Annotated in this window: 22 protein-coding genes and 1 tRNA gene; 19 read left to right on the top strand and 4 right to left on the bottom strand. The window is 61.6% G+C overall.

Going from position 1 to position 22,972, the window contains the following annotated elements:
- Nucleotides 1-34: 34 nt before the first annotated feature.
- Together KJP28_RS13855 and KJP28_RS13850 are read right to left on the bottom strand one after the other, a co-directional pair.
- On the bottom strand, nt 35-1,387 hold the full coding sequence (locus KJP28_RS13855) for an aminotransferase class III-fold pyridoxal phosphate-dependent enzyme (RefSeq protein WP_218393210.1): 1,353 nt from the start codon (nt 1,385-1,387) through the stop codon (nt 35-37).
- A gap of 13 nt (nt 1,388-1,400) precedes the next feature.
- The gene (locus tag KJP28_RS13850) at nt 1,401-2,168 is read right to left on the bottom strand and encodes an IclR family transcriptional regulator (RefSeq protein WP_218393209.1); all 768 of its coding nucleotides are present in this window, start codon (nt 2,166-2,168) and stop codon (nt 1,401-1,403) included.
- A 130-nt stretch (nt 2,169-2,298) separates the two neighbouring features.
- Between KJP28_RS13850 and KJP28_RS13845 the strand changes: the two genes are divergently transcribed.
- Genes KJP28_RS13845 through KJP28_RS13825 form a run of 5 tightly spaced genes read left to right on the top strand, consistent with a single transcriptional unit; the run spans nt 2,299 to nt 8,094 of the window.
- Entirely contained in the window at nt 2,299-3,237 is a 939-nt protein-coding gene (locus KJP28_RS13845) for a tripartite tricarboxylate transporter substrate-binding protein (RefSeq protein ID WP_218393208.1), read from the top strand.
- A gap of 52 nt (nt 3,238-3,289) precedes the next feature.
- Nucleotides 3,290-3,832: a tripartite tricarboxylate transporter TctB family protein gene (locus KJP28_RS13840; protein WP_218393207.1), complete on the top strand. Its 543-nt coding sequence runs from the start codon at nt 3,290-3,292 to the stop codon at nt 3,830-3,832.
- 9 nt (nt 3,833-3,841) lie between these two features.
- Nucleotides 3,842-5,365 (top strand): tripartite tricarboxylate transporter permease, encoded by a 1,524-nt coding sequence (locus KJP28_RS13835; RefSeq protein WP_218393206.1) that lies wholly within the window; start codon nt 3,842-3,844, stop codon nt 5,363-5,365.
- A 9-nt stretch (nt 5,366-5,374) separates the two neighbouring features.
- The gene (locus KJP28_RS13830) at nt 5,375-6,859 is read left to right on the top strand and encodes an aldehyde dehydrogenase (RefSeq protein ID WP_418887931.1); all 1,485 of its coding nucleotides are present in this window, start codon (nt 5,375-5,377) and stop codon (nt 6,857-6,859) included.
- Nucleotides 6,856-8,094: a Tm-1-like ATP-binding domain-containing protein gene (locus KJP28_RS13825; protein WP_218393205.1), complete on the top strand. Its 1,239-nt coding sequence runs from the start codon at nt 6,856-6,858 to the stop codon at nt 8,092-8,094. The genes KJP28_RS13830 and KJP28_RS13825 overlap by 4 nt, the downstream gene beginning before the upstream one ends.
- Before the next feature lie 112 nt (nt 8,095-8,206).
- Here KJP28_RS13825 and KJP28_RS13820 read toward each other — a convergent pair.
- Nucleotides 8,207-8,282, bottom strand: a tRNA-Lys gene (locus KJP28_RS13820).
- 152 nt (nt 8,283-8,434) lie between these two features.
- On the opposite strand from KJP28_RS13820, the gene dapF reads away from it, so the two are divergent.
- From dapF to KJP28_RS13805, 3 genes are read left to right on the top strand one after another with little or no spacing between them, the layout of a single operon-like run.
- Nucleotides 8,435-9,268, top strand: coding sequence for a diaminopimelate epimerase (gene dapF, locus KJP28_RS13815; RefSeq protein ID WP_218393204.1), 834 nt, complete (start codon nt 8,435-8,437; stop codon nt 9,266-9,268).
- Entirely contained in the window at nt 9,268-10,530 is a 1,263-nt protein-coding gene (mtaB, locus tag KJP28_RS13810) for a tRNA (N(6)-L-threonylcarbamoyladenosine(37)-C(2))-methylthiotransferase MtaB (protein WP_218393203.1), read from the top strand. The genes dapF and mtaB overlap by 1 nt, the downstream gene beginning before the upstream one ends.
- Nucleotides 10,508-11,173 carry an FMN-binding negative transcriptional regulator gene (locus tag KJP28_RS13805; RefSeq protein WP_336245339.1) on the top strand — a complete coding sequence of 222 codons (666 nt, stop codon included), beginning with the start codon at nt 10,508-10,510 and terminating at the stop codon, nt 11,171-11,173. Before mtaB ends, KJP28_RS13805 begins: the two co-directional genes overlap by 23 nt.
- Nucleotides 11,174-11,182: 9 nt before the next feature.
- Here the strand turns inward: KJP28_RS13805 and KJP28_RS13800 are convergent, their stop codons facing one another.
- Nucleotides 11,183-13,018: a feruloyl-CoA synthase gene (locus KJP28_RS13800; RefSeq protein WP_218393202.1), complete on the bottom strand. Its 1,836-nt coding sequence runs from the start codon at nt 13,016-13,018 to the stop codon at nt 11,183-11,185.
- A gap of 113 nt (nt 13,019-13,131) precedes the next feature.
- On the opposite strand from KJP28_RS13800, the gene KJP28_RS13795 reads away from it, so the two are divergent.
- The 11 genes from KJP28_RS13795 to KJP28_RS13745 all read left to right on the top strand — a co-directional run bounded on the left by KJP28_RS13795 (nt 13,132) and on the right by KJP28_RS13745 (nt 22,971).
- A complete protein-coding gene (locus tag KJP28_RS13795; RefSeq protein WP_255552394.1) occupies nt 13,132-13,914 on the top strand; it encodes a crotonase/enoyl-CoA hydratase family protein in 783 nt (260 codons plus the stop codon).
- On the top strand, nt 13,914-14,390 hold the full coding sequence (locus KJP28_RS13790) for a MarR family winged helix-turn-helix transcriptional regulator (RefSeq protein ID WP_218393200.1): 477 nt from the start codon (nt 13,914-13,916) through the stop codon (nt 14,388-14,390). Before KJP28_RS13795 ends, KJP28_RS13790 begins: the two co-directional genes overlap by 1 nt.
- The gene (locus KJP28_RS13785; RefSeq protein WP_218393199.1) at nt 14,380-15,267 is read left to right on the top strand and encodes an amidohydrolase family protein; all 888 of its coding nucleotides are present in this window, start codon (nt 14,380-14,382) and stop codon (nt 15,265-15,267) included. The genes KJP28_RS13790 and KJP28_RS13785 overlap by 11 nt, the downstream gene beginning before the upstream one ends.
- A gap of 24 nt (nt 15,268-15,291) precedes the next feature.
- Complete coding sequence (gene dctP / locus KJP28_RS13780) at nt 15,292-16,380, top strand: TRAP transporter substrate-binding protein DctP (protein ID WP_218393198.1); 1,089 nt, start codon at nt 15,292-15,294, stop codon at nt 16,378-16,380.
- A gap of 54 nt (nt 16,381-16,434) precedes the next feature.
- Entirely contained in the window at nt 16,435-16,950 is a 516-nt protein-coding gene (locus KJP28_RS13775) for a TRAP transporter small permease (RefSeq protein ID WP_218393197.1), read from the top strand.
- On the top strand, nt 16,950-18,248 hold the full coding sequence (locus KJP28_RS13770) for a TRAP transporter large permease (RefSeq protein ID WP_218393196.1): 1,299 nt from the start codon (nt 16,950-16,952) through the stop codon (nt 18,246-18,248). The genes KJP28_RS13775 and KJP28_RS13770 overlap by 1 nt, the downstream gene beginning before the upstream one ends.
- A gap of 239 nt (nt 18,249-18,487) precedes the next feature.
- Nucleotides 18,488-19,741, top strand: a complete 1,254-nt coding sequence (locus tag KJP28_RS13765; RefSeq protein ID WP_218393195.1) for an imelysin family protein — start codon at nt 18,488-18,490, stop codon at nt 19,739-19,741.
- Between the two features lie 16 nt (nt 19,742-19,757).
- Complete coding sequence (locus KJP28_RS13760) at nt 19,758-20,024, top strand: (2Fe-2S)-binding protein (protein ID WP_218393194.1); 267 nt, start codon at nt 19,758-19,760, stop codon at nt 20,022-20,024.
- Entirely contained in the window at nt 19,999-20,484 is a 486-nt protein-coding gene (bfr, locus tag KJP28_RS13755) for a bacterioferritin (protein ID WP_218393193.1), read from the top strand. Before KJP28_RS13760 ends, bfr begins: the two co-directional genes overlap by 26 nt.
- Nucleotides 20,444-21,994, top strand: a complete 1,551-nt coding sequence (locus tag KJP28_RS13750; RefSeq protein WP_255552393.1) for a di-heme oxidoreductase family protein — start codon at nt 20,444-20,446, stop codon at nt 21,992-21,994. The genes bfr and KJP28_RS13750 overlap by 41 nt, the downstream gene beginning before the upstream one ends.
- Complete coding sequence (locus KJP28_RS13745) at nt 21,994-22,971, top strand: imelysin family protein (RefSeq protein WP_218393192.1); 978 nt, start codon at nt 21,994-21,996, stop codon at nt 22,969-22,971. The genes KJP28_RS13750 and KJP28_RS13745 overlap by 1 nt, the downstream gene beginning before the upstream one ends.
- Nucleotide 22,972: the final 1 nt, after the last annotated feature.

Genomic DNA, 22,972 nt, shown 5'->3' with positions numbered 1-22,972 from the left:
AAAGCCTGCTCGAAAGCTTGGACGGGCCTTCACGTCAGATAGAGGCAAGGCCCGCGTCGACGGCAGAAAGGATCGTGTCGATCTGGTCGGCTTCGATGACGAGAGGAGGAGAGAAGATGACGTTGTTGCCCGAAACCCGGAGCATCGCGCCCGACTCGTAGGCGGTCTGATGCATCTTTCCGATGGTGGCCTTGTCGATGGGTGTTTTGGCTTGCCGATCCGATACGAGTTCGAGTGCGCACATCAACCCGTGACCTCCGCGCACATCGCCGATGACGTCATATCTTCGGCCGAGATCCTGAAGCCCTTCGAACAATTGTGCGCCCCGCGCAGAGGCGTTGTCTTTGACGTTCAAGCGTTCAGTTTCCTTCAGGCAAGCGATCGCAGCGGCGGCCCCGACAGGATGACCTGAATAGGTGTAACCCGAGCCGATATTCGCCTCGCCGGACGTGTCGTTTTCAAAGACCTCCGCGACCTTTTCGGAAATCAATACCGCACCGAAGGGGAAATAGCCGTTGGTGATCGCTTTCGCGGTCGACATGAGATCCGGCTGCACCCCCCAATGACGCGAGCCCGACCAGTCGCCGGTGCGCCCGAAGGCGGTGATGACCTCGTCCGCGATCAGAAGGATGCCGTACTTGTCGCAGAGCGCACGGACTCCGGGCATGAAGCTATGGTGCGGAGGGATGACGCCCCCAGCACCCAAGACCGGCTCCATGATGAAGGCGGCAATGGTGGAGGCGTCCTGAAACTTGATCTCGTCTTCGATGGCGGCGAGGCAAAGCTGCGCCAGCCGTTCGGGGTCGGTTTCGTTGAACGGATTGTGGTACGTGTAGGGTGCCGGCACATGGAAACAGCCGGGCATGAGCGGTTCGTACTGCGTGCGGAAATTGGCGTTGCCGTTGACGGACGCACCCAGCGTGTGGGTGCCGTGATAGCCTTTCTTCAGCGAAAGATATTTCACGCGACCGGCTTCGCCCCGGATCTTGTGGTATTGTCGTGCGAGGCGCAGGGCGACTTCGACGCTGTCAGAGCCGCCGGAGGTGTAGAACGCGCGCGTCAGGCCGTCTTCGGCGAAGAAGTCACGCAGCATTTCGGCCAGTTCGATCACGTTGTCGTTCGAGGTGCCACGGAAGATCGAGTAATAGGGCAGCCGGTCGAGCTGGTGCGCGATGGCATCTTTCACCGGCTGGCAGGAATAGCCGAGGTTCACGTTCCACAGGCCGCCCACGGCATCCACCATGCGGTGCCCGTCGACATCGGTGATCTCGACCCCTTCACCGCCGGTGATGATCGCGGGCGGGTTTGCTTGACTGTCCGCCGGATGCGCCATCGGGTGCCAGAGGTGGCGTGCATTGTGTTCCTTGAGGAAATTGGCGTCTTTCATCTTCGTCTCCGGTTCAGGCGGGATAGGTCTCGGGAAAGCTGCCACCAAGAGCAGCCGTGATGCGGGCCATGCCCGCACGCAAGGCGTCGGCATGTCGGATTTCTGTTTCAGCTGTCAGGCGACCAGCGGGCACCGCGATGGCAAGCGCGCCGGTGACCTGACCTTCCGGCCCGAAGATCGGCACCGCTTGGCTGGCCACTTCGACGTCGAACCCTTTTTCGACCCGTGCGCAGCCGGTGCGCGCGGTTTGCGCGATGAGCTCGGACAACGTGCCGGGGTCGGTGACCGTGGTTTCGGTAAACGGCGTCAGCGGTCCATGAAGAACGTCATTTCGCAACGCATCGGGCGCAAATGCGAGCACGGCGAGGCCGGATGATGTGGCGTGAAGAGGAAGCACTTCGCCTTCGTCGAAATGCACCTGTGTGCCGTGACGCCCCGGATCCTTGTGGTAGATCGGGGATAAGAAAGCGCCTTGCAGAAGCGAAAAGTGAACGAGTTCGCCCACATCTTCGGCCATCGCTTCGACGATTGGGCGCACCAGGGAGCGCGTCGGGGTTGTCGCCTCGCGCACCGCCGTAAGGCGCAGGATCGCGGGGCCAAGTCGGTAGGCGCGAGTCGTGGAATTCTGCTCGACGAATCCGTTTTCAGCCAATTCGGTCAGGTGGCGATGCACCGTCGCCTTGTCACGGCCCGACAGGCGCACGAAGTCCGACAACCCCAGTTCAGGCTGCGAACGTGAGAAGAAATTGAGCATCTCCAACGCTTTGGTGATCGTTCCCATGGCATTTTCCGTTTCAAGCGCAATGAATCTGCGCCGCTTTCGAATCCAATCGTTGACAGAAAGAGAATCTATCTGCAAGAATTTTGATACCACGGGTTCAAATAATGAACCTACAACAGGGAGACACGTGATGAAAAAGTTTCTGGCCAGCACCGTCCTCGCGACGGCTGCCGCCCTGCCCATGGCCGCGCAAGCGGAATACCCCGAAAAGCCCGTCGAATTCGTGGTGCCGTTCCCGCCCGGCGACCTTGAAGACGTGCTGACCCGCATGATCGCGGACGAGTTCCAATCGACCTACGGCGTGCCCGCCGCGGTCGTGAACAAGCCAGGTGGCGGCGGTGGCCCCTTCCCTGGTGCTGCGGAAGTCGCAAGCGCGGATGCGGATGGCTACACCATCGGGTCGTTCGTGATCGCCGTGCCGATCGTCGGCCCCGAGGTCGGCATTCCTGCGCTGTCTCCGAACCCGTTCGATCCCATCGGTATCTTCCTGACGTATCCCTTCGTGATCGCGGCGTCGGGCGACGCTCCCTACAGCAGCGTCGAGGAATTGGCTGCCTATGCGCAGAACAACGACGTGGCGCTCGGCCATTTCGGCGCGCCTTTGGTCCCGACGCAGGTGACGCTGGCACTCGCCAAGGATCAGGGCTTTTCCTTCGGCTCAGACGCCGCCTTCGATGCACTGGATTGCAACACGCTCGCTTCGGGCGATGCGGACGTGATCAACACGACGCTTCAACTGATCCTGCCCTGCCTCGACGAGGTGAATATCCTCGCTTCGATCGGCGCGGACCGCATTCCGCTGACCCCGGACGCGCCGACCGTGGGCGAGATCGCGCCTTCGCTGGACGTGTCGCTCTGGAACGGCCTGTTCGTTCACAAGGATACGCCGCAGGAGGCGCGCGACAAGATCGCGGAGATCGCCGAGAAGGTCGTGAATTCGGACGCGGCGAAGAAGCTCGCCGAGGAAACCGGCGCGCTGGTTTACTGGCAGGACGCGGCGGCTTCAGCCGACCAGATCGCCAAGGACACCGAGACGCTCGGGACCATCAGCGGCATGTTGGCCGAGTAAGAAAAGACGCCCCGGCGCGCTCATGCGCCGGGGTTTTTTGATGGGGGCAGATGTGAGCCGTTCTCAAACCTTTCAGGATTTGTTCAAACGATACCGCCGACCCGGCGATTTCGTCATATCGCTCATGTCGTTCGTGTTCGCTCTGGTGCTGCTGGCAACGATGCCCGAGCAGGTCGAATGGGTCGACGGCGTGGCGCTTTATGCCCAACCTGCGTTCTGGCCGACGGTCGCGGTGATCGCGATGGTGGTCTTTTCGGGGCTTCATCTGTTCGGCGCGATGGTGTCGGAGCGCATCCGGGGCCGCACGCAGGAGATCCTCTACTGGTTGCGGTCATTGGAATTTGCGGTGTGGTTCATCGCCTATGTCATGGTCGTGCCGGTGATCGGATACCTGCCCTCCACCCTGCTCTTCACCGCCGCACTGACCTTTCGGCTGGGATACCGGAACTGGCGGTACTTCGCGGGCGCGGCCGTGTTCTCGGTTGCGGTGGTCGTGATCTTCAAGGGCTTCCTGCAAGTGAAGATCCCGGCGGGGGACATCTACTCGCTCCTACCGGCGGGTGATTTTCGCCTGTTCGCGATGATTTGGCTTTGAGGGCGTATCATGGGTGATTTCGTCTCCGGCCTAGGGCTTCTGGCCGATCCCGCCGTCCTGTTCGCACTGTTGATCGGTTCCGTCGGCGGTGTCGTCATCGGCGCGATCCCCGGTGTCGGCGCGGCGGTTGCCATTGCTATCTTGTTGCCCGCGACGTTCGCGCTGGAACCGCTGGTCGGTCTGACGATGCTGCTCGGCATCTACGGGTCGTCGATGTATGGCGGTTCGCTTCCGGCGATCCTCATCAACACCCCCGGAACCGCCGTGAATGCGCTCACGACCTATGACGGCTACCCGATGACGAAACGGGGCGAGGCGCTTCGCGCGCTCGGTCTGGCCTACGGCGCGTCTTTCGTGGGCGGGGTTCTGTCCATCGTCGCGTTGATCCTTTTGTCGCCCGTTCTGGCGAAGGTCGCGCCGCTGTTCGGCAGTCGAGAAATCTTTCTCGCCGCCCTGCTTGGCATCGTGCTCGTCGTCATCGCGCATCGCGGCCAGACGCTGGTCGCCGGGTCGCTCGCCGCCTTCGGCATTCTCATCAACACTGTGGGGTTGGAGCCGGTGCGCTACACCCAGCGCTTCACCTTCGGGCAGGACTGGCTTTCGTCCGGCGTCGATCTGATCGTCGTGGTGCTTGGTCTGTTCGCCCTGTCGCAAGCATTCGTCCTGCTGACCGATCCGGAGCGCGCGCCCACCACGCAGCGCGTGAGCGGCAACATGTGGGCCGCGATCCTGGGGGTGTTCAAGTTCAAGCGCATCGCCGCGTCCGGCGGGGGGTTCGGCGTGCTCATGGGGATCATCCCCGGCGTGGGCGAGTTCACCGCGCAGTTCTTGAGCTACACTTACGCGCAGAAGACGTCGAAAGACCCGGATGCCTTCGGCAAGGGCTCGCCCGAGGGCCTCGTCGCCTCAGAGAGCGCCAACAACGCCGTTCCGGCCGCCGCAATGATCCCCCTGCTCGCGCTGGGCATACCCGGCGAGGCACTGACGGCCATGATGTTGTCGGTGTTCTATGTTCACAACGTCGTGCCGGGACCGGGGCTGTTCCAGAACCAGATGGATTTCGTCTACGCGCTCTATGTCGCAATGATCCTGCTTAACGTGCTGGTCGTCGTATTCATGCTGTTCGCGTCGAACCTGCTGATCCAGATCATCCGCATCCCGACCCGCTTTCTTGGCGTCATGATCCTGACGCTCAGCTTCGTGGGCGTCTATTCGCTGCGCAATTCGGTGATCGATTGCGCCATTGCGGCAGGGTTCGGTGTGCTTGGCCTCGTGCTCAAGCGTCAGAACCTTCCGGTCGTGCCGATCGTGCTCGGCATGGTACTGGGCGGTATCATGGAGGTGAAGCTGCGGGCGGCCATGGCGCGGGTCGATACGCCTTTGGACTTTGTTAGCCGACCCATCGCCGCCATTCTCGCCATCGTCATCGTGCTCCTGATCATCGGACATTTCGTCGGGCTGATCCGTGAGAAACGCGTGGGGCTGGCCGAGGACGCGCACGATCACGACATTCACGACAGCCAGACACGCTGAGGAGGAGCCATGCTGGACCAGACCCGGATCGAAGCGCTCAGGGACGCCCCGGTGCCGCCCGCCACTCTCCTGATCGATGGCGAGCCGCGCAATGCGTCCGACGGCGCGACAATGGAGGTTATTTCCCCACTCGACGGCCAGGTTCTGACCACGATCCCGGCCGGAACCAAGGCGGATGTGGACGATGCGGTCACCGCTGCACGCCGGGCGTTCGATGACGGGCGCTGGTCAGAGTTGCCTCCGGCGGCACGAAAGGCGGTGCTGCTGAAATGGGCCGCGCTGGTCGAGGAACACGCGCTGGAACTTGCGGTGCTGGGTGTGCGCGACAACGGGACCGAGATCGGAATGGCGTTGAAGGCCGAGCCTTTGTCGGCAGCCGGCACGATCCGCTATTACGCCGAGGGACTGGACAAGATCTACGGCGAAATCGCGCCCACGGACCCAAGTGTTCTCGCGCTTGTGCATCGAGAGCCGGTGGGCGTGGTCGGGGCGATCGTTCCGTGGAATTTCCCGTTGATGATCGGCGCGTGGAAGCTGGCACCTGCGCTGGCCGCTGGCAATTCGGTGGTGTTGAAGCCGGCCGAAACCGCTTCGCTCACGCTGATCCGGCTGGCGGAACTGGCGCTGACAGCGGGACTGCCGCCTGGCGTTTTGAACGTGGTGACCGGTGCTGGCGCCGTGGTAGGCGAGGCGCTGGGTTTGTCGATGGACGTCGATGTGCTGGTCTTCACCGGATCGGGGGGCGTAGGTCGACGTCTGCTTGAGTATTCCGCGCGTTCGAACCTCAAACGGGTCTATCTGGAACTGGGCGGCAAGAGCCCCAACATCATCTTCGGCGATTGCCCCGATCTGGACGAGGCGGTCAAAGTCTCGGCCCACGGGATTTTCCGCAACTCGGGACAGGTCTGCGTGGCGGGGAGCCGTATTCTGGTCGAGCGGGGGATCCATGACGAGTTCGTCGCCAAACTGGCAGAATTCACGAAGACCATGAAAGTGGGCGACCCGCTGGACCCGACGACCAACGCAGGTGCCGTTAATTCTCTGCGCCAGTTGGAGCAAAACCTGGGGTTCGTGGCCGAGGCACGCGAGGCCGGGCGCATCGTCATCGGGGGAGAACGCATACTTGAGGATACCGGCGGATATTTCATGGAGCCGACCATCGTGACGGGCGTGACCCCCGAGGATCGCATCGCACGTGACGAGGTGTTCGGTCCGGTCGCGGCGATCATTCCGTTCGACAGCGAGGACGAGGCCATCGCAATCGCCAATGGCACGGATTACGGGCTGGCCGCGGCTATCTGGACCGCGAACCTTGGCCGAGCCCATCGAATGGTCCGCGCCGTCAAGGCGGGTGTGGTCCACGTGAACACCTACGGCGGATCGGACAACACGGTGCCGCTGGGCGGCGTCAAACAATCCGGCAACGGGCATGACAAATCTCTCCATGCCTTCGACAAATACCTCGACCTTAAGACGGCCTGGATCAAGTTATGAGTGATACGCGCACAATTCTGGTCGTTGGCACCTATGACACCAAGGACGACGAGTTGAACTATATCGCCGACGTCATAAGGGGGCAGGGTGGGCGCGTTCTGACCATGGACGTGAGCGTATTGGGCGACCCGTCAAAGCCGGCAGATTACTCGAAACATGATGTGGCCGAAGCCGGGGGGCATTCGATTCAGGAGGCCATCGACGGAGGTGACGAAAACCTCGCCATGCAGATCATGGCCAAAGGGGCCGCGACGTTGGCTGCGCGCCTCCACCATGAGGGCGCTCTTGACGGGGTCCTGGTTCTCGGTGGCACGATGGGGACCGATCTTGCCCTCGACGTTTGTTCAGCGTTGCCGCTTGGCGTGCCGAAATACATTGTTTCGACGGTCTCCTTCTCGCCGCTCATTCCGCCTGAACGTCTGCCCGCCGACGTTCAGATGATCCTCTGGGCTGGAGGTCTCTACGGCCTCAACTCTGTTTGCAGAGCCTCTCTTTCGCAGGCAGCCGGAGCCGTTCTCGGGGCCGCCCGCGCGGTCGAGCCCCCCAAGCGTGACCGCCCTCTGATCGGGATGACCAGTTTCGGCAAGACGGTGCTGCGCTACATGGTGGCACTGAAGCCCGCGCTCGAATCGCGCGGCTTCGAGGTTGCGGTATTTCATGCCACCGGAATGGGTGGTCGAGCGTTCGAGAGCCTCGCCGAAGAAGGGGCTTTCGCCGCAGTGCTGGACTTTGCTCCCCAGGAGTTGGGCAACCACATCATGGGGTCGTCCATCAGTGCCGGGGCAACCCGGATGACGGGAGCGGGGAAATCCGGCACTCCACAAATCGTGTCGATCGGCTGCTACGACCTCGTCGATTTCGTCGGCTGGCAAGAGGTACCGCCCAAACTGAATGGGCAAGAGGTGCACGCCCACAATCGTCTTTTGTCCTCCGTCATGATGACTCCCGACCAACGCTGTGAGATGGCTCGCGCGATGGCGGGCCAATTGGCGCAAGCTCTTGGTCCGACCACGCTCCTGCTGCCTATGCACGGGGGCAACGAATGGGACCGGCCCGGCGGTCCGCTGTCCGACCCGGAAGGGCTCGTCGTCTTCATAGAGGAATTGCGAAACGTCTGCCCCGAAAATGCGGAGCTGATCGAGTTGGAGGCCCATATCAATGACGAAGGCTTCGCGCGGGCGGCGCTCCGCCAGATAGACGATTGGATCCAGCAGGGAGTTCTGAACGTCCAATGACGCAAACCGAAGGGTCGTCTGGGTAGCCGTGGAGTGGCCCCATCTGGAGGTCAGATTTCTGGTGTCAACGCATCGTGGGCGTCTGGCCCATCGGGTAACGCTTTGATGTAAGTGGTGAGCCGTGCAGGATTCGAACCTGCGACCCACTGATTAAAAGTCAGTTGCTCTACCAACTGAGCTAACGGCCCACTGTGGCGCGCTAGGTATCGCCGCCCTTTGCGCTGGTCAAGCCCCTTATCCAGCAAAAACACAGGAATCTTTCCAAGGCGTTGCATGGCTCTGTCGCGGCTTATGCGGAGTCTTCTGGAAAAGCGGGACCATGGGGCGTATATGCCGCCCCATGAGCACCGTGCGCGACCAGACGGGCCTTGCCTTCATGAAATGGCATGGGGCCGGAAATGACTTCGTGATCTTCGATTCACGGGGGCGGGATGCCGTGACCACGGAAGCGCTCGCACGGAGGCTGGGGAACAGGCACCGGGGCGTGGGCTTCGACCAATTGGCCGAAATTCGTGACAGCGATACGGCCGACGTCGAACTCGACTTCTGGAACAGTGACGGAAGCCGGGCGGGGGCTTGCGGCAACGCGACCCGATGTGTTGCCCGGTACCTGTTCGACGAGTCCGGGCGCGATGCACTGACGATCCGCACTGAGCGGGGCGTACTCGAGGCGCGGCTGATCGACGGCGACGTGCATGTGAACATGGGCCAACCTCAGACCATGTGGGACGAGGTGCCTCTGTCAAAACCGATGGATACCGAACATCTTCCGCTCGACGGCGACCCGATGGCGGTCGGCATGGGGAACCCGCATGCGGTGTTCTTCGTCGATGACGTGAGCGCGGTAGACGTGGCCGAGCGTGGCCGCGCGGTGGAGTTTGATCCGCTCTTTCCCCAGCGGACGAACGTGGAATTCGCCGAGGTGCGCGCGCGGGATGAGATACGTATGAGGGTGTGGGAGCGGGGCACGGGCATCACGCTGGCCTGCGGGTCGGGCGCCTGCGCGACTGCCGTTGCGGCGGCGACCCGTGGTCTGACGGAACGCAGCGTACGGATGGAAGTCGATGGAGGGTGGCTCGCGCTCGACTGGCGTGATGACGGCGTGTGGATGACCGGTCCGACTGCGCATGTGTTTGATGCGGTGTTGACCGAGGCGTTTCTGGAGTCCCTGTGATGGACGCGAAAGCTCCTATATTTGCGACGCTCGGCTGTCGTCTGAACGCCTATGAAACCGAGGCGATGAAGACCCTCGCCGAAGGTGCAGGGGTAGAGGGTGCCGTGGTTGTAAACACCTGTGCCGTGACCGCCGAGGCGGTGCGCAAGGCACGGCAGGAAATCCGGCGGCTGCGACGCGAAAACCCGGAAGCCAGGGTGATCGTCACCGGCTGTGCCGCGCAGACCGAGCCTGAAACATTCGCGAGTATGGACGAGGTCGATCTCGTGGTCGGCAACGCCGAGAAAATGGAGCCTGCGACCTGGTCGAAGCTTGGGCCGAATTTCATTGGCGAGACCGAGCGCGTACAGGTGGACGACATCATGTCCGTCACCGAGACCGCCGGTCACCTGATCGACGGGTTCGGTACGCGGTCCCGTGCCTATGTACAGGTTCAGAACGGCTGCGATCACCGCTGCACATTCTGCATCATCCCCTATGGTCGGGGCAATTCGCGCAGCGTGCCTGCGGGTGTTGTGGTCGATCAGATAAAGCGGCTGGTCGACAAGGGGTTCAACGAGGTCGTGCTGACCGGGGTCGATCTCACAAGCTGGGGCGCGGACCTGCCGGGTGAGCCGCGGCTTGGCGACCTTGTCATGCGGATCCTGCGGCTGGTGCCGGACCTTCCGCGTCTGCGGATTTCCAGCATCGACAGCATCGAGGCGGACGACAACCTGATGCTCGCTATCGCGACCGAGCCGCGCCTGATGCCGCATCTGCACCTGAGCTTGCAGCACGGCGACGATCTGATCCTCAAACGGATGAAGCGGCGGCATCTGCGCGACGATGCGATTGCGTTTACAGAAGAAGCGCGGAAGCTTCGCTCCGACATCACCTTCGGAGCCGACATCATCGCGGGCTTCCCGACCGAGACGGATGCGCATTTCGAGAACTCGCTGCGCCTTGTCGAAGAGTGCCACCTGACGTGGCTGCACGTTTTCCCTTATTCCGTGCGCGAGGGTACGCCCGCCGCGCGTATTCCGCAGAAGGTGAATGGCGCTGTCATCAAGGAACGTGCGGCTCGTCTGCGGGACGCAGGTAACAGGGCCGTGGCGCGCCATCTGGCGGCGCAGCACGGTCGGGCGCACAAGGTGCTCATGGAGAACCCGCGTATGGGCCGCACCGAGCAGTTCGCAGAGGTCACTTTCGCGGTCGATCAGGTCGAGGGTGCGATTGTGGATGCGGTGATTACGGGGCACGATGGCGTTCAACTCACCGCTTGAGGCCACTGCCATGCACACCTATCCGCTGTTCGACAAAGCCACGCGTGAGCAGAACGTGGCCTTCGCCCGGTCGCGCGGGTTCGGGACTCTGGCCGTGAACCATGAGACCGGCCCGCTCCTGTCCCTTTTGCCGTTTCTGATGGATGCGGAGGGCCGGGTGGCAGAGATGCACCTTGCGCGATCGAACCCTATCCTGAAACTCCTGTCAGAGCCGCAGCCCGCCGTTCTGTCCGCGACTGGCCCGGATGGTTACGTCTCGCCCGATTGGTACGGCGTGGATGATCAAGTGCCGACGTGGAACTACGTTGCCGTGCATTTTCGGGGTCGGCTCGAGCGCCGCCCATCCGACGCGCTTCGGACGCAGATCGACGGTCGTTCCGCACATTTCGAAGCGAAGATCGCGGGCAAAGCGCCGTGGACGTCTGACAAGATGAGCGAAGGTTTGGTCGACCGGATGATGCGCGGCATCGTCCTCGTCCGCCTGAATATCGACGCAGTCGAAGGCACCTGGAAGCTGGGCCAGAACAAGCCCGATCTGGCGCGACGCGGCGCTGCCGACCGTATCGAGGACGGCAGCGGCACCGAGCTTGCGCTGCTTGCCGAGCTCATGCGCTCGGTTCCCGACCGCGCGACCGAAGGCTGAGGCGCAGCGTCAGGTGCGCTTCGACTGGATCACCCGTGGATCGTCGGAATAGATCGCCCGTGCAAGATCCGCCCGTTCGCGAAGGACCGCCCGCTGGTTGACCGACCCTTTGTCCGTCACCTCGCCCTTGTCCATGTCGAGCGGCTCGACCATCACCATCGCAAGCGGAACGCGCATGGAGGACCCGGTCGCCTTGGCGTTGTAGCTGCCGAGGCGTTCCGCGATCACGTCGCGCAGAGCTGGGTCGGTGAAAAGATCGGCATCTGCCATATCCTTGCCACCCGGCACGAGTTTCTCGATCTCGGGACGGAACGGCACCAGGAGTGCGCCCAGTTTCTCTTCCCCGTCCCCGGTCAGAACCACGTCACGTGCCAGACCGCCCAACGCATCGGTGAGCTTGGCCCGGACAGCGCCGACCGACACCCAGGTACCGGTCTGAAGCTTGAAGTTTTCCGCCACGCGCCCGTCGAAGAAGAACCCCTTGGACGCGTCGCCCTCGATCGCGTAACGCAGGGCGTCGCCCAGCTTGTAGAAGCCTTCCTCGTCGAACGCTTCTTCGGTCAGCTTTTCGTTGCGCCAATAACCGGGCGTGACGTTCACGCCCTTCACCCGTGCTTCCAATTTGCCCTCGTTCGGCACAAGCTTGAGCGTTTGTCCTTTGGCCGGAACGCCGATGTTGCCGGGGCTGTCCTGCGGTTCGCATTGGAACAACGCAAATGGCGCGGTTTCTGTCGCGCCGAGACCTGTCGCGAGCAGGATTTCCTCACCCGTGGTTTGGATCGCGAGTTTCTTCAGGTCGTCCCATGTGTGCTGCGCCATTGCCGCGCCCGCGTAATACATCAGCTTCATCTCTGCGAAGAAGAACTTGGCGAACTCCGGGTCTTTCTCCATCTCGTGCAGGATCATCTCGAACCCCGCAGGCACGTTGAAATACCAGTTCGTCTGGATTTCACGCAGATTGCGGATCGTCTCTCCGATCATGTCCTTGGTCGGCCGACCGGCGTCGATGTGGAAGGTGCCCCCGTTGTAGAGCACGATGTTGAACATCAGGTTGCCCGCCGCGACGTGGTTCCAGGGCGCCCAATCGAGCACCATCGGCGGCTCATCCCGCAGGTATGCGTAGCAATCCGTGACCATCTCGATATTCGCGCAGAGCATGAGTTGGGTCTGGATCACGGCCTTCGGCGTGCCGGTGGTTCCGGAGGTGAACAGGAACTTGGCCACAGTATCTGGTGTGATGGCCGCGTTGGCCTGGTCCACGGCATCCGTCACCGGCGTTGCGTTCAGGTCGTCCCACGATATGGCGAGTCCGGGGCCGTCCACGCCGAGGCGGGGAAGGTTGGGGAACACGACTTCGATGGCCGCAACGAATGGCTCCATGTGGTCGCAGAACACGGCACCCGGCGTGATCTGTTCGTTTACGCCCTTCAGCTTTGCGTAATCTGTCGAGACCAGCGCATAGGCCGGGGCGATTGCGGCCGAGGGGATGCCAACGTATTGCGCGCCCAGCGCCATGAGCGCGTGCGCGATGGAGTTGCCGGATAGAATCACCAACGGCCGTTCGGTGGAAAGGTCGAGATCCAGCAATGCCTGGCCGATCGAGCGGACGCGTTCACGCAGCGCGCCGTAGGTGACTTCGTGCCACTCGGTTTCTCCGACGCCCCGCTCCGCCATCCAGACACGGTCCGGCGTTTCGGCAGCCCAATGATCGATTCTGTCAGTGATTTTCGCCGGATAGTCGCCAAGCGGCGCGTCCTGCCATACGAGCGTCGTGCCGTCGTCCCGCGTCTCGGTTTTGATCACGGGGTCCCAGAGCGCCACGGGGCGCATTGGTGCGTTTGCCATTTCTTCCTCCCTTGGTGCCGGGTCCGACACCATCGAGAAAATAGTTTACGCGGAAACTAAATACGTCAATAGTGAATCTGCGACTCGCCGGTATGAGTCGCGAGGGAGGACAATTGGAAAGCTTTACCTACCTGACCTACGAGGTCCGGGGAGACGTCGCGATACTGGGCCTGAACCGCCCCAAAAAACGCAACGCCATATCGGACGCCTTCGTCGAAGAACTCGCGACGCTCATCCGCCGCGCCGAGAGCGAAGCGAAGGCGGGTGTGATCCATGGCCATGGTCCGCATTTCTGCGCCGGGCTCGACCTTGCCGAACATGTCAAGAAAACGCCGTTCGAGGGTGTTCACGGCTCACGCCGCTGGCATGAGGTGTTTGGATGGATACAGAAAGGCAAGCTGCCGTGGTTCGCCGCGCTTCATGGTGCGGTCGTGGGCGGGGGTCTCGAGCTCGCCTCTTCCGTTCAGGTCCGCGTGGCCGACCGCAGCGCGTTTTTCGGCCTGCCCGAAGGTCAGCGCGGCATCTTCGTGGGTGGCGGCGCCTCAGTCCGTTCGGCGCAATTGATGGGCGTGGCGCGTATGCAGGACATGATGCTGACTGGGCGCACGGTGGACGCCGATACGGCGGAACGCTGGAACATCGTGCAATACGTTGTCGACGAGGGCGCGGCGCTCGACAAAGCTGTCGAACTGGCCGCCCACGCCGCAACCAATGCCGAAATTTCCAACTATGCGATCATCAACGCTCTTCCCCGGATTCAGGATATGGGGTCGGACGACGGCCTGTTCGTGGAGAGCTTCATAGCCTCGTTCACGGCAACCAGCCCCGAGGCCGAAGAGCGGCTCAACGCGTTCCTCAACAAGAAGGTGGGCAAGGTCGCCCGTCCGGAGGGCTGATGCAGGACACGCTGACGGAAACCACGGACGAAACGACCGTTCGCATGGGCGAGATCCAGAACTCGCTCGGTTTCCTTTTGCGGGTCGCTCAGATCCAGACCTTCGAGCGGTTCTTCGAAACGCTCGGAGACTACGGGTTGAAGCCCGGTGAATTCACGGTTCTCTGGGTCATAGGTCTGAACCCCGGCCTGCGTCAGGGCACCATCGCCGCCACGCTCTCGATCAAGCCCGCACACATGACCAAGCTCATCGGGCGGCTGGCGAAACAGGGTCTGGTTGCAAGAACCACGCCGGCAGACGACCGACGTGCCGTGCGCCTGACGCTGACGGATCAGGGCCGAACGTTCGTGGCCGAAAACAAGTCCGCGTTTCTCGCGCAGAACGCGTTCGAACGAAACCAGATGTCGCCCGAGGAGATGGAAACGCTCATCGGGCTGCTTCGGAAACTGACAGGACGAGAAGCCGATGCCTCTTAATATCGACGAACTCATCGCCATCGACATTCACACCCATGCCGAGGAGCCGTGCAAGCACGGCGAAGAGCGTGACGACGGCTATATGGAATTCCAGGCCGGCATGGCGCGGTATTTCAATAACCCCGCCGGGGCGGACGGGATGCTGCCGTCGCCGGGCCAGACCGCCGCATACTTCCGCGAACGTAAAATCGGCGCTGTGATCTTTCCGGTCGATGCAGAACGCGAAACCGGTTTCCGGCGTTATTCGAACGAGGAAGTTGCCGAAATCGCCGCGGAGAACGACGACATCCTTATCCCCTTCGCGTCGATCGACCCGTGGAAGGGCAAGATGGCCGCCCGCGAAGCGCGTCGCCTGATCCGTGATTTCGGGGTGCGAGGGTTCAAGTTCCACCCGACCATGCAGGGCTTCTGGCCCAATGACCGAATGGCCTATCCGTTCTACGAGGTACTGGAAGAAGAAGGCGTCATCTCGCTGTTTCATACCGGACAGACCGGTGTGGGTTCGGGGATGCACGGTGGCATGGGGATGCGGCTGAAGTACTCGCACCCGATGTCCATCGACGATGTCGCAGTGGATTTCCCCGATCTCAAGATCATCATGGCCCACCCCTCGTTCCCTTGGCAGGAAGAGGCGCTGGCCGTCGCTCAGCACAAGCCGAACGTCTATATCGACCTGTCCGGCTGGTCGCCGAAGTATTTTCCCGAGATTCTCATCAAGTATGCGAATTCGATGCTGAAGAAAAAGATGCTGTTCGGCTCGGATTGGCCGGCGATCACGCCGGATCGCTGGTTGGCCGATTTCGAGAAAGCCCCATTCAAGGATGAGGTACGTCCGCTCATCCTCAAGGAAAACGCCAAGCGTCTCCTTGATCTATAGGACGTTCAATTGGGAGGAAAAAACATGAAACTCTGGACAATCACCGGCACGGCCTTCGCCGCCGCGCTTTCGTTCACCGCAGTCGCCCAGGCGCAGTCGTTCGTGGCCGCTCCGGCTGCACCGCCGGCTCACCCGGCGAACTATATGTATCAGCAATTCGCCACCTTCCTCGACGAGGAAACGGGCGGCGAAATGTCCGCGAACATCGTCGGGCCGGAAGTCGTTTCGCTTCCGCAGATGAAAGACGCACTTCAGACCGGGCTTGCCGCCGTCGGCAACTCGCTCCCGCTCTACTTCGCGGCGGACTTCCCGGAAACCGGCGTGGCCGGCGACCTCGCACTCGCCGGTCGCAGCCCGCATGCGATGGGCTGGGCGATGACCGAGTTCGTGGTCAACTGCGCACCCTGCCAGGAAGAATACAAAGCCTTCGGCGGCGTGTTCCTCGGCTCCGGCTCGTCGGACGTTTACGTGCTGATGACGACCAAGCCGGTCGAAAGCATCGAAGACCTGCAAGGCATGCGCCTGCGGTCGGGCGGCGCCCCCTATTCGCGCTGGGCTGAAAACTTCGGTGCGACCCCGGTGAACCTGCCGGTCGGTCAGACCTTTGAAGCGCTGAGCCAAGGGACCATCGACGGCACCATGGCGTCTATCGCCGACATGCTGTCTTACCGCCTTGTGGACGTTGCGACCAACGTGCTCCGTGTGCCGCTGGGCACCTACCACGTGACGTCGAACTTCACCGTGGCCGCGGACTCATGGGCGGACATGTCCCCCGAGCAGCGTGAGATGTTCGCGAAAGCGGCCAACCGCGGCAACCCGCAGCTCACCGACCGCTGGGGTTACCAGATGCCGGAAGAGGCGAACGCTGCCGTGGCCGAGGCCGGGATCACCGACATGGAGCCGTCGGAAGAGTTCCTCGCCGCCTCCAACGCCTTCGCGGATCAGGACGTGCAGTCGCGCATCGACGCCAACCCGCTTGCCGCCGATTTCGCGGCACTCATCGAAAAGTGGGACGGCATCGTCGAAGAAGTCGGGACCGACCCCGAAGCACTCGCTGCCCGCGCTTGGGACGAGATCTGGGCGAACGTCGATTTCTCGACCTACGGTATGTAAGACCATCGCCCCGGCCCCCGAAGAGGGCCGGGGCTTTCCAGCTTCAGGTGCCTTATGGGTAAGCTCATCACGACCGCCATGTGGACCGCAAGGATCATGGGCTATATCGGCGCATTCGCCGTTGTTGCCATGATGCTTCACATCACGCTCGACGTGATCCTGCGCAACCTGTTCAACATCTCGATGAACACGGTGCCCGAAATCGTCGCCCGCTATTACATGACCGCGCTCGCCTTCCTTCCCTTGGGATGGCTCGAGTTGAAACGGCAGATGATCTCTGTCGAGCTGATCGACTTCGTGCTGACCGACCATCTGCGCCGCATCTCCGATACCTCGGTGATGGCGATTGCCGCGGTGATCTACGGCTTCCTCGCCTGGACCAACTGGGACAAGGCGATCTCGGAAACCCGCGTCGGTACTCTGGTGGAAATCGCGACCTACAAAATGCCGGTCTGGCATAGTTTCTATTTCGCGCCGATCGGCTTCACCCTTGCGGCCTTCGTCTCGGTATTGCTCGCTTTCGGGTATCTCGTTCCGAACCTGGGCGCCAAATTGGAAGAGGCAGAATAATGAGCGTCGAGATCGGTATCTGGGGCGTCGTCGCGCTCGGCATCCTGCTCATCATGCGGCTCCCGGTGGCGTTGGCGCTGATCCTCGTTTCGTTCTCGGGGATCTGGGCCATGATCGGGTTGAAACCGGCGCTGGGTATCCTCGAGAATACACCCTACAGCTTCGTCGCCTCCTGGACGATGAGCGCGGTGCCGATGTTCCTGCTGATGGGCTTCGTCGCGTTCCATACGGGGCTGACAGCGGGGCTGTTCGACGCGGCCAAGGTGTTTCTCGCCCGATTGCCCGGCGGGCTCGCGATTTCGTCAATCTTCGCCTGTTCCGGCTTCGCGGCCCTCTCCGGCTCGTCGATTGCGACGGCGGCCGCCATGGGCCGGATCGCGATCCCTGAAATGGTGACCGCAGGCTACCGCCCGTCAATTGCCTCAGGCGCCATCGCGGCAGGCGGCACCATCGGCGCGCTCATTCCACCTTCGATCCTGATGATCATCTACGGGATCATCGCGGAAACCTCGGTGACGCAGGTATTTCTCGGCGGCGTCTCGATCGGGATTGCCACGGCCATCGCCTATACCATCGTCGTGCTGATCATCAGCCTCCTGCGGCCCGACATCATCCCGCGCAGCGCCGACGTGGAAAAAGGCGAAGGCATGAAGGTCTTCGTCTCGCTCCTTCCCGTGCTCGTCCTGATCCTCATCGTGTTCGGGGGGCTGTTCTCGGGCCTCTTCACCGCGACGGAGGCGGGTGCCATCGGCGCGTTCGGCACCTTCGTCGTCGCCGGGGCCACCGGAAAACTGACCCGAAGCGCGATCTCCCGTTCGCTGATCGAAACCGTGACGACCACCGGCTCGCTGCTCATTATCGGCTTCGCGGCCACCATGTTCACCCGCTTCCTCGGGCTTTCCGGGCTACAGAGCTTCATCGCGCAGGCCGTCGCGAATGCGGATCTGAGCTATGTGATGCTGATGCTGATCATCGTCGCGATCTACCTCGCGCTCGGCACTTTCATGGAGCCATTCGGCGCTATGCTCGTGACGCTGCCTGTGTTCCTGCCGGTCCTCGAAGCCCAGCAAATCAACCTCGTCTGGTTCGGCGTGCTGGTGGTGAAACTGCTCGAGATTGGGATGATCACACCGCCGGTCGGGCTCAACGTCTTTGTCATCAAGAACGTGGCGAGCAAATATGTCTCTGTCGTTCAGGTGTTCAAAGGCGTGATCCCATTCATTCTGTCGGACATCGCCGTCGTCGCCGTGGTTATTGCGTTCCCGGCGCTCGTTCTGTGGCTCCCTTCCTTCCTGTGACCTCTTTCCGGTCGTGAAAATATCCTGGGGTGAGACGCGCCCCCCGGGGCGCGGCGAGGGGCAACGCCCCTCTTATTCAAGGAAAATGCATGGGCGGCTTCGGGCCGCCCATTCCGCTTTAAAGCCCCCATTTGTTTGGAACGATTCCAAATCCGACTAAATTTGTCGGATTGACATTCCATACTAAATCTATCAGGAAACGTGGGACATTCGAAAACAAAGACTCCAAAGGGATGGATATGAAACGGACAACTCTTACGGCATCGGCACTTATCCTCGCCGCTGTTCCCGCGTTTGCCGCGACCAAGGGCGAGGTGTTGACCACCTATGCCGACATTGCGCACGCAGGTTACGAGGACAGCCTGACCACTGCGCAGACGCTCAATGAAGCCGTTGACGCTCTGATCGCCAACCCGTCTGAAGAGACGCTGGCAGCCGCCCGTGAAGCATGGGTTGCCGCGCGCGAGCCTTATCAGCAAACGGAAGTCTACCGCTTTGGCAACGCGATCGTCGATGACTGGGAAGGCAAAGTGAACGCCTGGCCGCTGGACGAGGGCCTGATCGATTACACCGAGAACCAGGAACCGACCGACGAAAACCCGTTCGCCACACTCAACGTGATCGCGAACCCGAACCCGACCGTGGGTGGCATCGAGATTGACGCCTCGACCATCGACGCTTCGCTCATCGGCGAAGAGATCAATGAGATCGACGGCATCGAATCGAACGTGGCACGCGGATATCACGCCGTCGAATTCCTGCTCTGGGGTCAGGATCTGAACGGCACAGAAGCTGGCGCGGGCGAACGCCCCTACACCGACTTCGTCGAAGGCGAGGACTGCACCGGCGGCAACTGCGATCGTCGCGTGGATTATCTCGAAGCTGCAATGGATCTTCTGATCGCTGACCTCGAAGAAATGGTCGGTTACTGGGCCGAAGGCGGCGAAGCCCGCGAAGCCGTGATGGAAGACGAGGACGCAGGCATTACCGCGATCCTGACCGGCATGGGTTCACTCTCCTACGGTGAACAGGCTGGCGAACGTATGCGCCTTGGCCTCCTCCTGAACGACCCGGAGGAAGAGCACGATTGCTTCTCGGACAATACCCATCGGTCGCACTACAACGACGGTTTGGGCGTTCAAAACGTTTATCTGGGCTCCTACACCCGGGTTGACGGCTCCACCGTCGAAGGGCCATCGCTGTCCGACCTCGTCGCGGAATCGAACGCCGATCTCGATGCGGAGATGAAGAGCAAGCTGGACACCACGATGGGCGCCATGACCGCGCTGTCCGATGCCGCCGAAGGTGGCATGGCCGTGGACCAGATGCTCGCGCCGGGTAACGAGGAAGGCGAAAAGTTGATGATGGACGCCATTAACGGCCTCGTCGACCAGACCGCCACCATCGAGCGCATCGTTGCCGACCTCGGTCTGTCCGCAATCGACTTTGAAGGGTCCGACAGCCTGGACAACCCGGACGCTGTTTTCCAGTAAGTTTGGAGCAAAGAAGATGATCGTCTGCCACTGCCAAAACATCACCGACCGCGACATTCATGCCGCCATCGACTGGATGCGGGCAGCGGATGAACAGACGATCATCACACCCGGGCGCATTTATCATGCGCTCGGAAAAAAAGCGGACTGTGGCGGCTGCATGTCCCACTTCGTTGCGACCATGCGTTCGAATGATAAGGTAGAAGTTCCAGCAGAGTTGCGGAATCTCCGCGACCGCCAGAAGAAGGACCATCGACATGAAGGGCAACGACAAGGTTATTGAGTGCCTCAACACGGCACTCCGCATGGAACTTACCGCAGTCAGCCAGTATTGGTTGCACTATCGTCTTCAGGAGGACTGGGGGCTCAAGAAGATGGCCGAAAAGTCGCGCGAAGAAAGCATCGAGGAGATGCAGCACGCCGACAAGCTCATTGAGCGAATCATCTTTCTCGAGGGTCATCCGAACCTGCAGAAGCTCGACCCGCTCAGAATTGGCGAAACGCCGAAAGAAACGCTGGAAGCCGACCTTGCCGCCGAACAGGAAGCCGCAGCTTTTTACCGCGAAGCCCGCGATGTCTGTAACGACGCAAAAGACTATGTCTCGCAGAAGGTCTTCGAAGATCTGCTGGCCGACGAAGAAGGTCACATCGACTTCCTCGAAACCCAGCTCGACCTTTACGCGCGTCTCGGCGATGTGGGCTATGCCCAGATCAATGCCGCAACGATGGACGAAGGCGAGTAACCTTGCGCGCGTGGTGGCGCTCGTCGCCGCCACACCCGCGTTTTCCGGCTCGCTCCCTGCCGATGGTCATCTGAACGTCATCCCGCGAACGGCCGAGGAAATCGCACGTATCGAAGCGGTGACGCGCCCGACCGACGATTTCAGCACCCCTGAACAATTCGAACTCTTGCCCGCAGGCGCAGCGACGTCGCTTGCGCCGGTGACGGAGCAGTCCTTTACCCATCCGTCGGCGAACATGAACCTGGCGCGCCGGCTCGATTTCGTCGCGGGCCATTCGCTTTTTGAGAAGATCTGGGTGCAGGCACCGACGGTCACTCGGGCAAGTGACGGCCTCGGCCCGCTCTACAATGCCCGCGGTTGCCAGAATTGCCATATCCGCAATGGGCGGGGGCATTTGCCCGAAGGCCCCGACGACAACGCGGTGTCGTTCGTCATGGCGCTTGCGGTTCTGGCAGAAACAGACCCTGATACAGCCGAAATCGAGGATTACGTCGCGCGAGACCCTGAGCCGACATACGGTCGGCAGATCCAGGATTTCGCGGCCGCCGGCCTCCCGGCAGAGGCGCAGATACGTATCGACTGGGACGAGGTCGATGTGCCGCTTGCGGGGGGCGAGGTCGTAACCTTGCGAAAGCCGATTTATTCCCTGACCGGGCTTGCATACGGCCCTCTGCGCGAAGACGTGATGATGTCACCCCGAATTGCGCCGCAGATGGTCGGACTGGGGTTGCTCGAAGCGATCCCGGAGGCGGACATACTTTCCAACGTCGACGAGGACGACGCTGATGGAGACGGCATTTCGGGGCGCGCGAATTTCGAGTATTCCCCGGAACATGGCCGCGTCATGCTGGGCCGGTTCGGGCGCAAGGCCTCATCAGTCACGGTGATGCACGAAAGTGCTGCGGCCTTTTCCACGGATGTCGGCATTTCAAATATGCTGTTTCCCGCAGCCGCAGGAGATTGCACCCCGGCGCAAGCCGAGTGCCTCGCCGCACCTCAAGGCGATGACGAGATACACGACGGGCTCGAGATCAACGTCGCCGGAATGGAAGCGCTCGCCTTCCACGCTCGTAATCTTGCCGTGCCAGCACGTCGCGCACCCGACGCGCCGGAAGTTCTGCGTGGCAAACAGGTCTTCTACGAAGCCGGTTGTGTTGCCTGCCACACCCCCAAATTCGTGACCCATCGGCTTGCCGACCGGCCCGAGCAGAGCTTTCAGCTGATCTGGCCTTACACCGACATGCTCCTGCATGACATGGGCGATGGGCTTGCGGACGGGTATGTCGAAGGCCGTGCAACAGGTCGTGAATGGCGCACCGCGCCGCTGTGGGGTATCGGACTTACAGAAACCGTGTCGGGTGTCGCAGCCTATTTGCACGACGGTCGCGCTCGCAGTCTTCTGGAAGCCGTGCTCTGGCATGGCGGCGAAGCTCGGGCCAGCCGCGATGCCATCGTCGCCCGACCGAAACCTGACCGCGACGCGCTCGTGGCATTCCTGGAGTCCCTTTGATGCGATATGCCCTCGTCCTTGCCCTTGTCGCCTCACCTGCCCTCGCAGGGCCGCAAGAGGCCATCGAGAACCATATCCTGCCCAACCTGACCGCTTTCACGGAAGCGGCCGGGGCGCTCGATGATGTGGCGCAGGCGAACTGCGAGGCGGACGCGCTCAAGGGTCCGTATAACGCTGCGTTCGACGCATGGATGCGCATCGCGGATATTCGATTGGGGCCGTCGGAGCAGGGCGTGCTGACGATTTCCTTCTGGCCAGACACCAAGGGGCACACTCAACGAACGTTGAAACGCCTGATCGAAGCCGAAGATCCGGTGGTTGAAAACCAGAAGGACTTCGCGGAGATTTCGGTTGCGGCGCGCGGGTTTTTCGCGCTCGAGCGGATGCTCTATGACGAGGATTATTCCGATTATGGAGAAGCGAGCTATGCCTGCGCCCTGACCCGTGCCATGACACATGATCTGGCACAGCAGGCTGCTGCGCTGGAGAATGCGTGGCGCGAGGATTTTGTCCCTGTGATCCTGAATCCCGGAGTCGAAGGCAACACGACATACCTCGACGAAACCGAGGTGGTGCGCGCGATCTATACACAGGTGATGTCATCCCTCGAAGTGACCGCCGATACGCGGTTGGGACGACCATTGGGCGAGCCTACGCGCCCGAGACCGAGCCGGGCCGAAGCGTGGCGGTCTGAAAGGAGCCTCGCGAACACCATGATCGTCACGCAATCGGCATACGATCTCGCGGTGGAACTGGCGGATTGGGAGTTGCCTGAAACCGCCGCCGCAATGGAACAGGTTCATGCGGCCGCGGAAAAGATCGAAGATCCGGGATTTCAGAATATCGACGACCTTTCCAGTCGGTTTGACCTCGAAATCCTGCAACAGGCGATCGACGGTGTGGAGAACGCGCTCGAAGCCGAGCTGGGTGTGAGATTAGGTATCCAGCCGGGATTCAATTCGACGGATGGCGACTGAC

This window comes from Maritimibacter dapengensis (assembly GCF_019218265.1).
GTDB classification, from domain to species: Bacteria; Pseudomonadota; Alphaproteobacteria; order Rhodobacterales; family Rhodobacteraceae; genus Maritimibacter; species Maritimibacter dapengensis.
The sequence above is the reverse complement of the archived record's forward strand: the minus strand, read 5'-3'. Positions and strand labels throughout refer to the sequence as shown.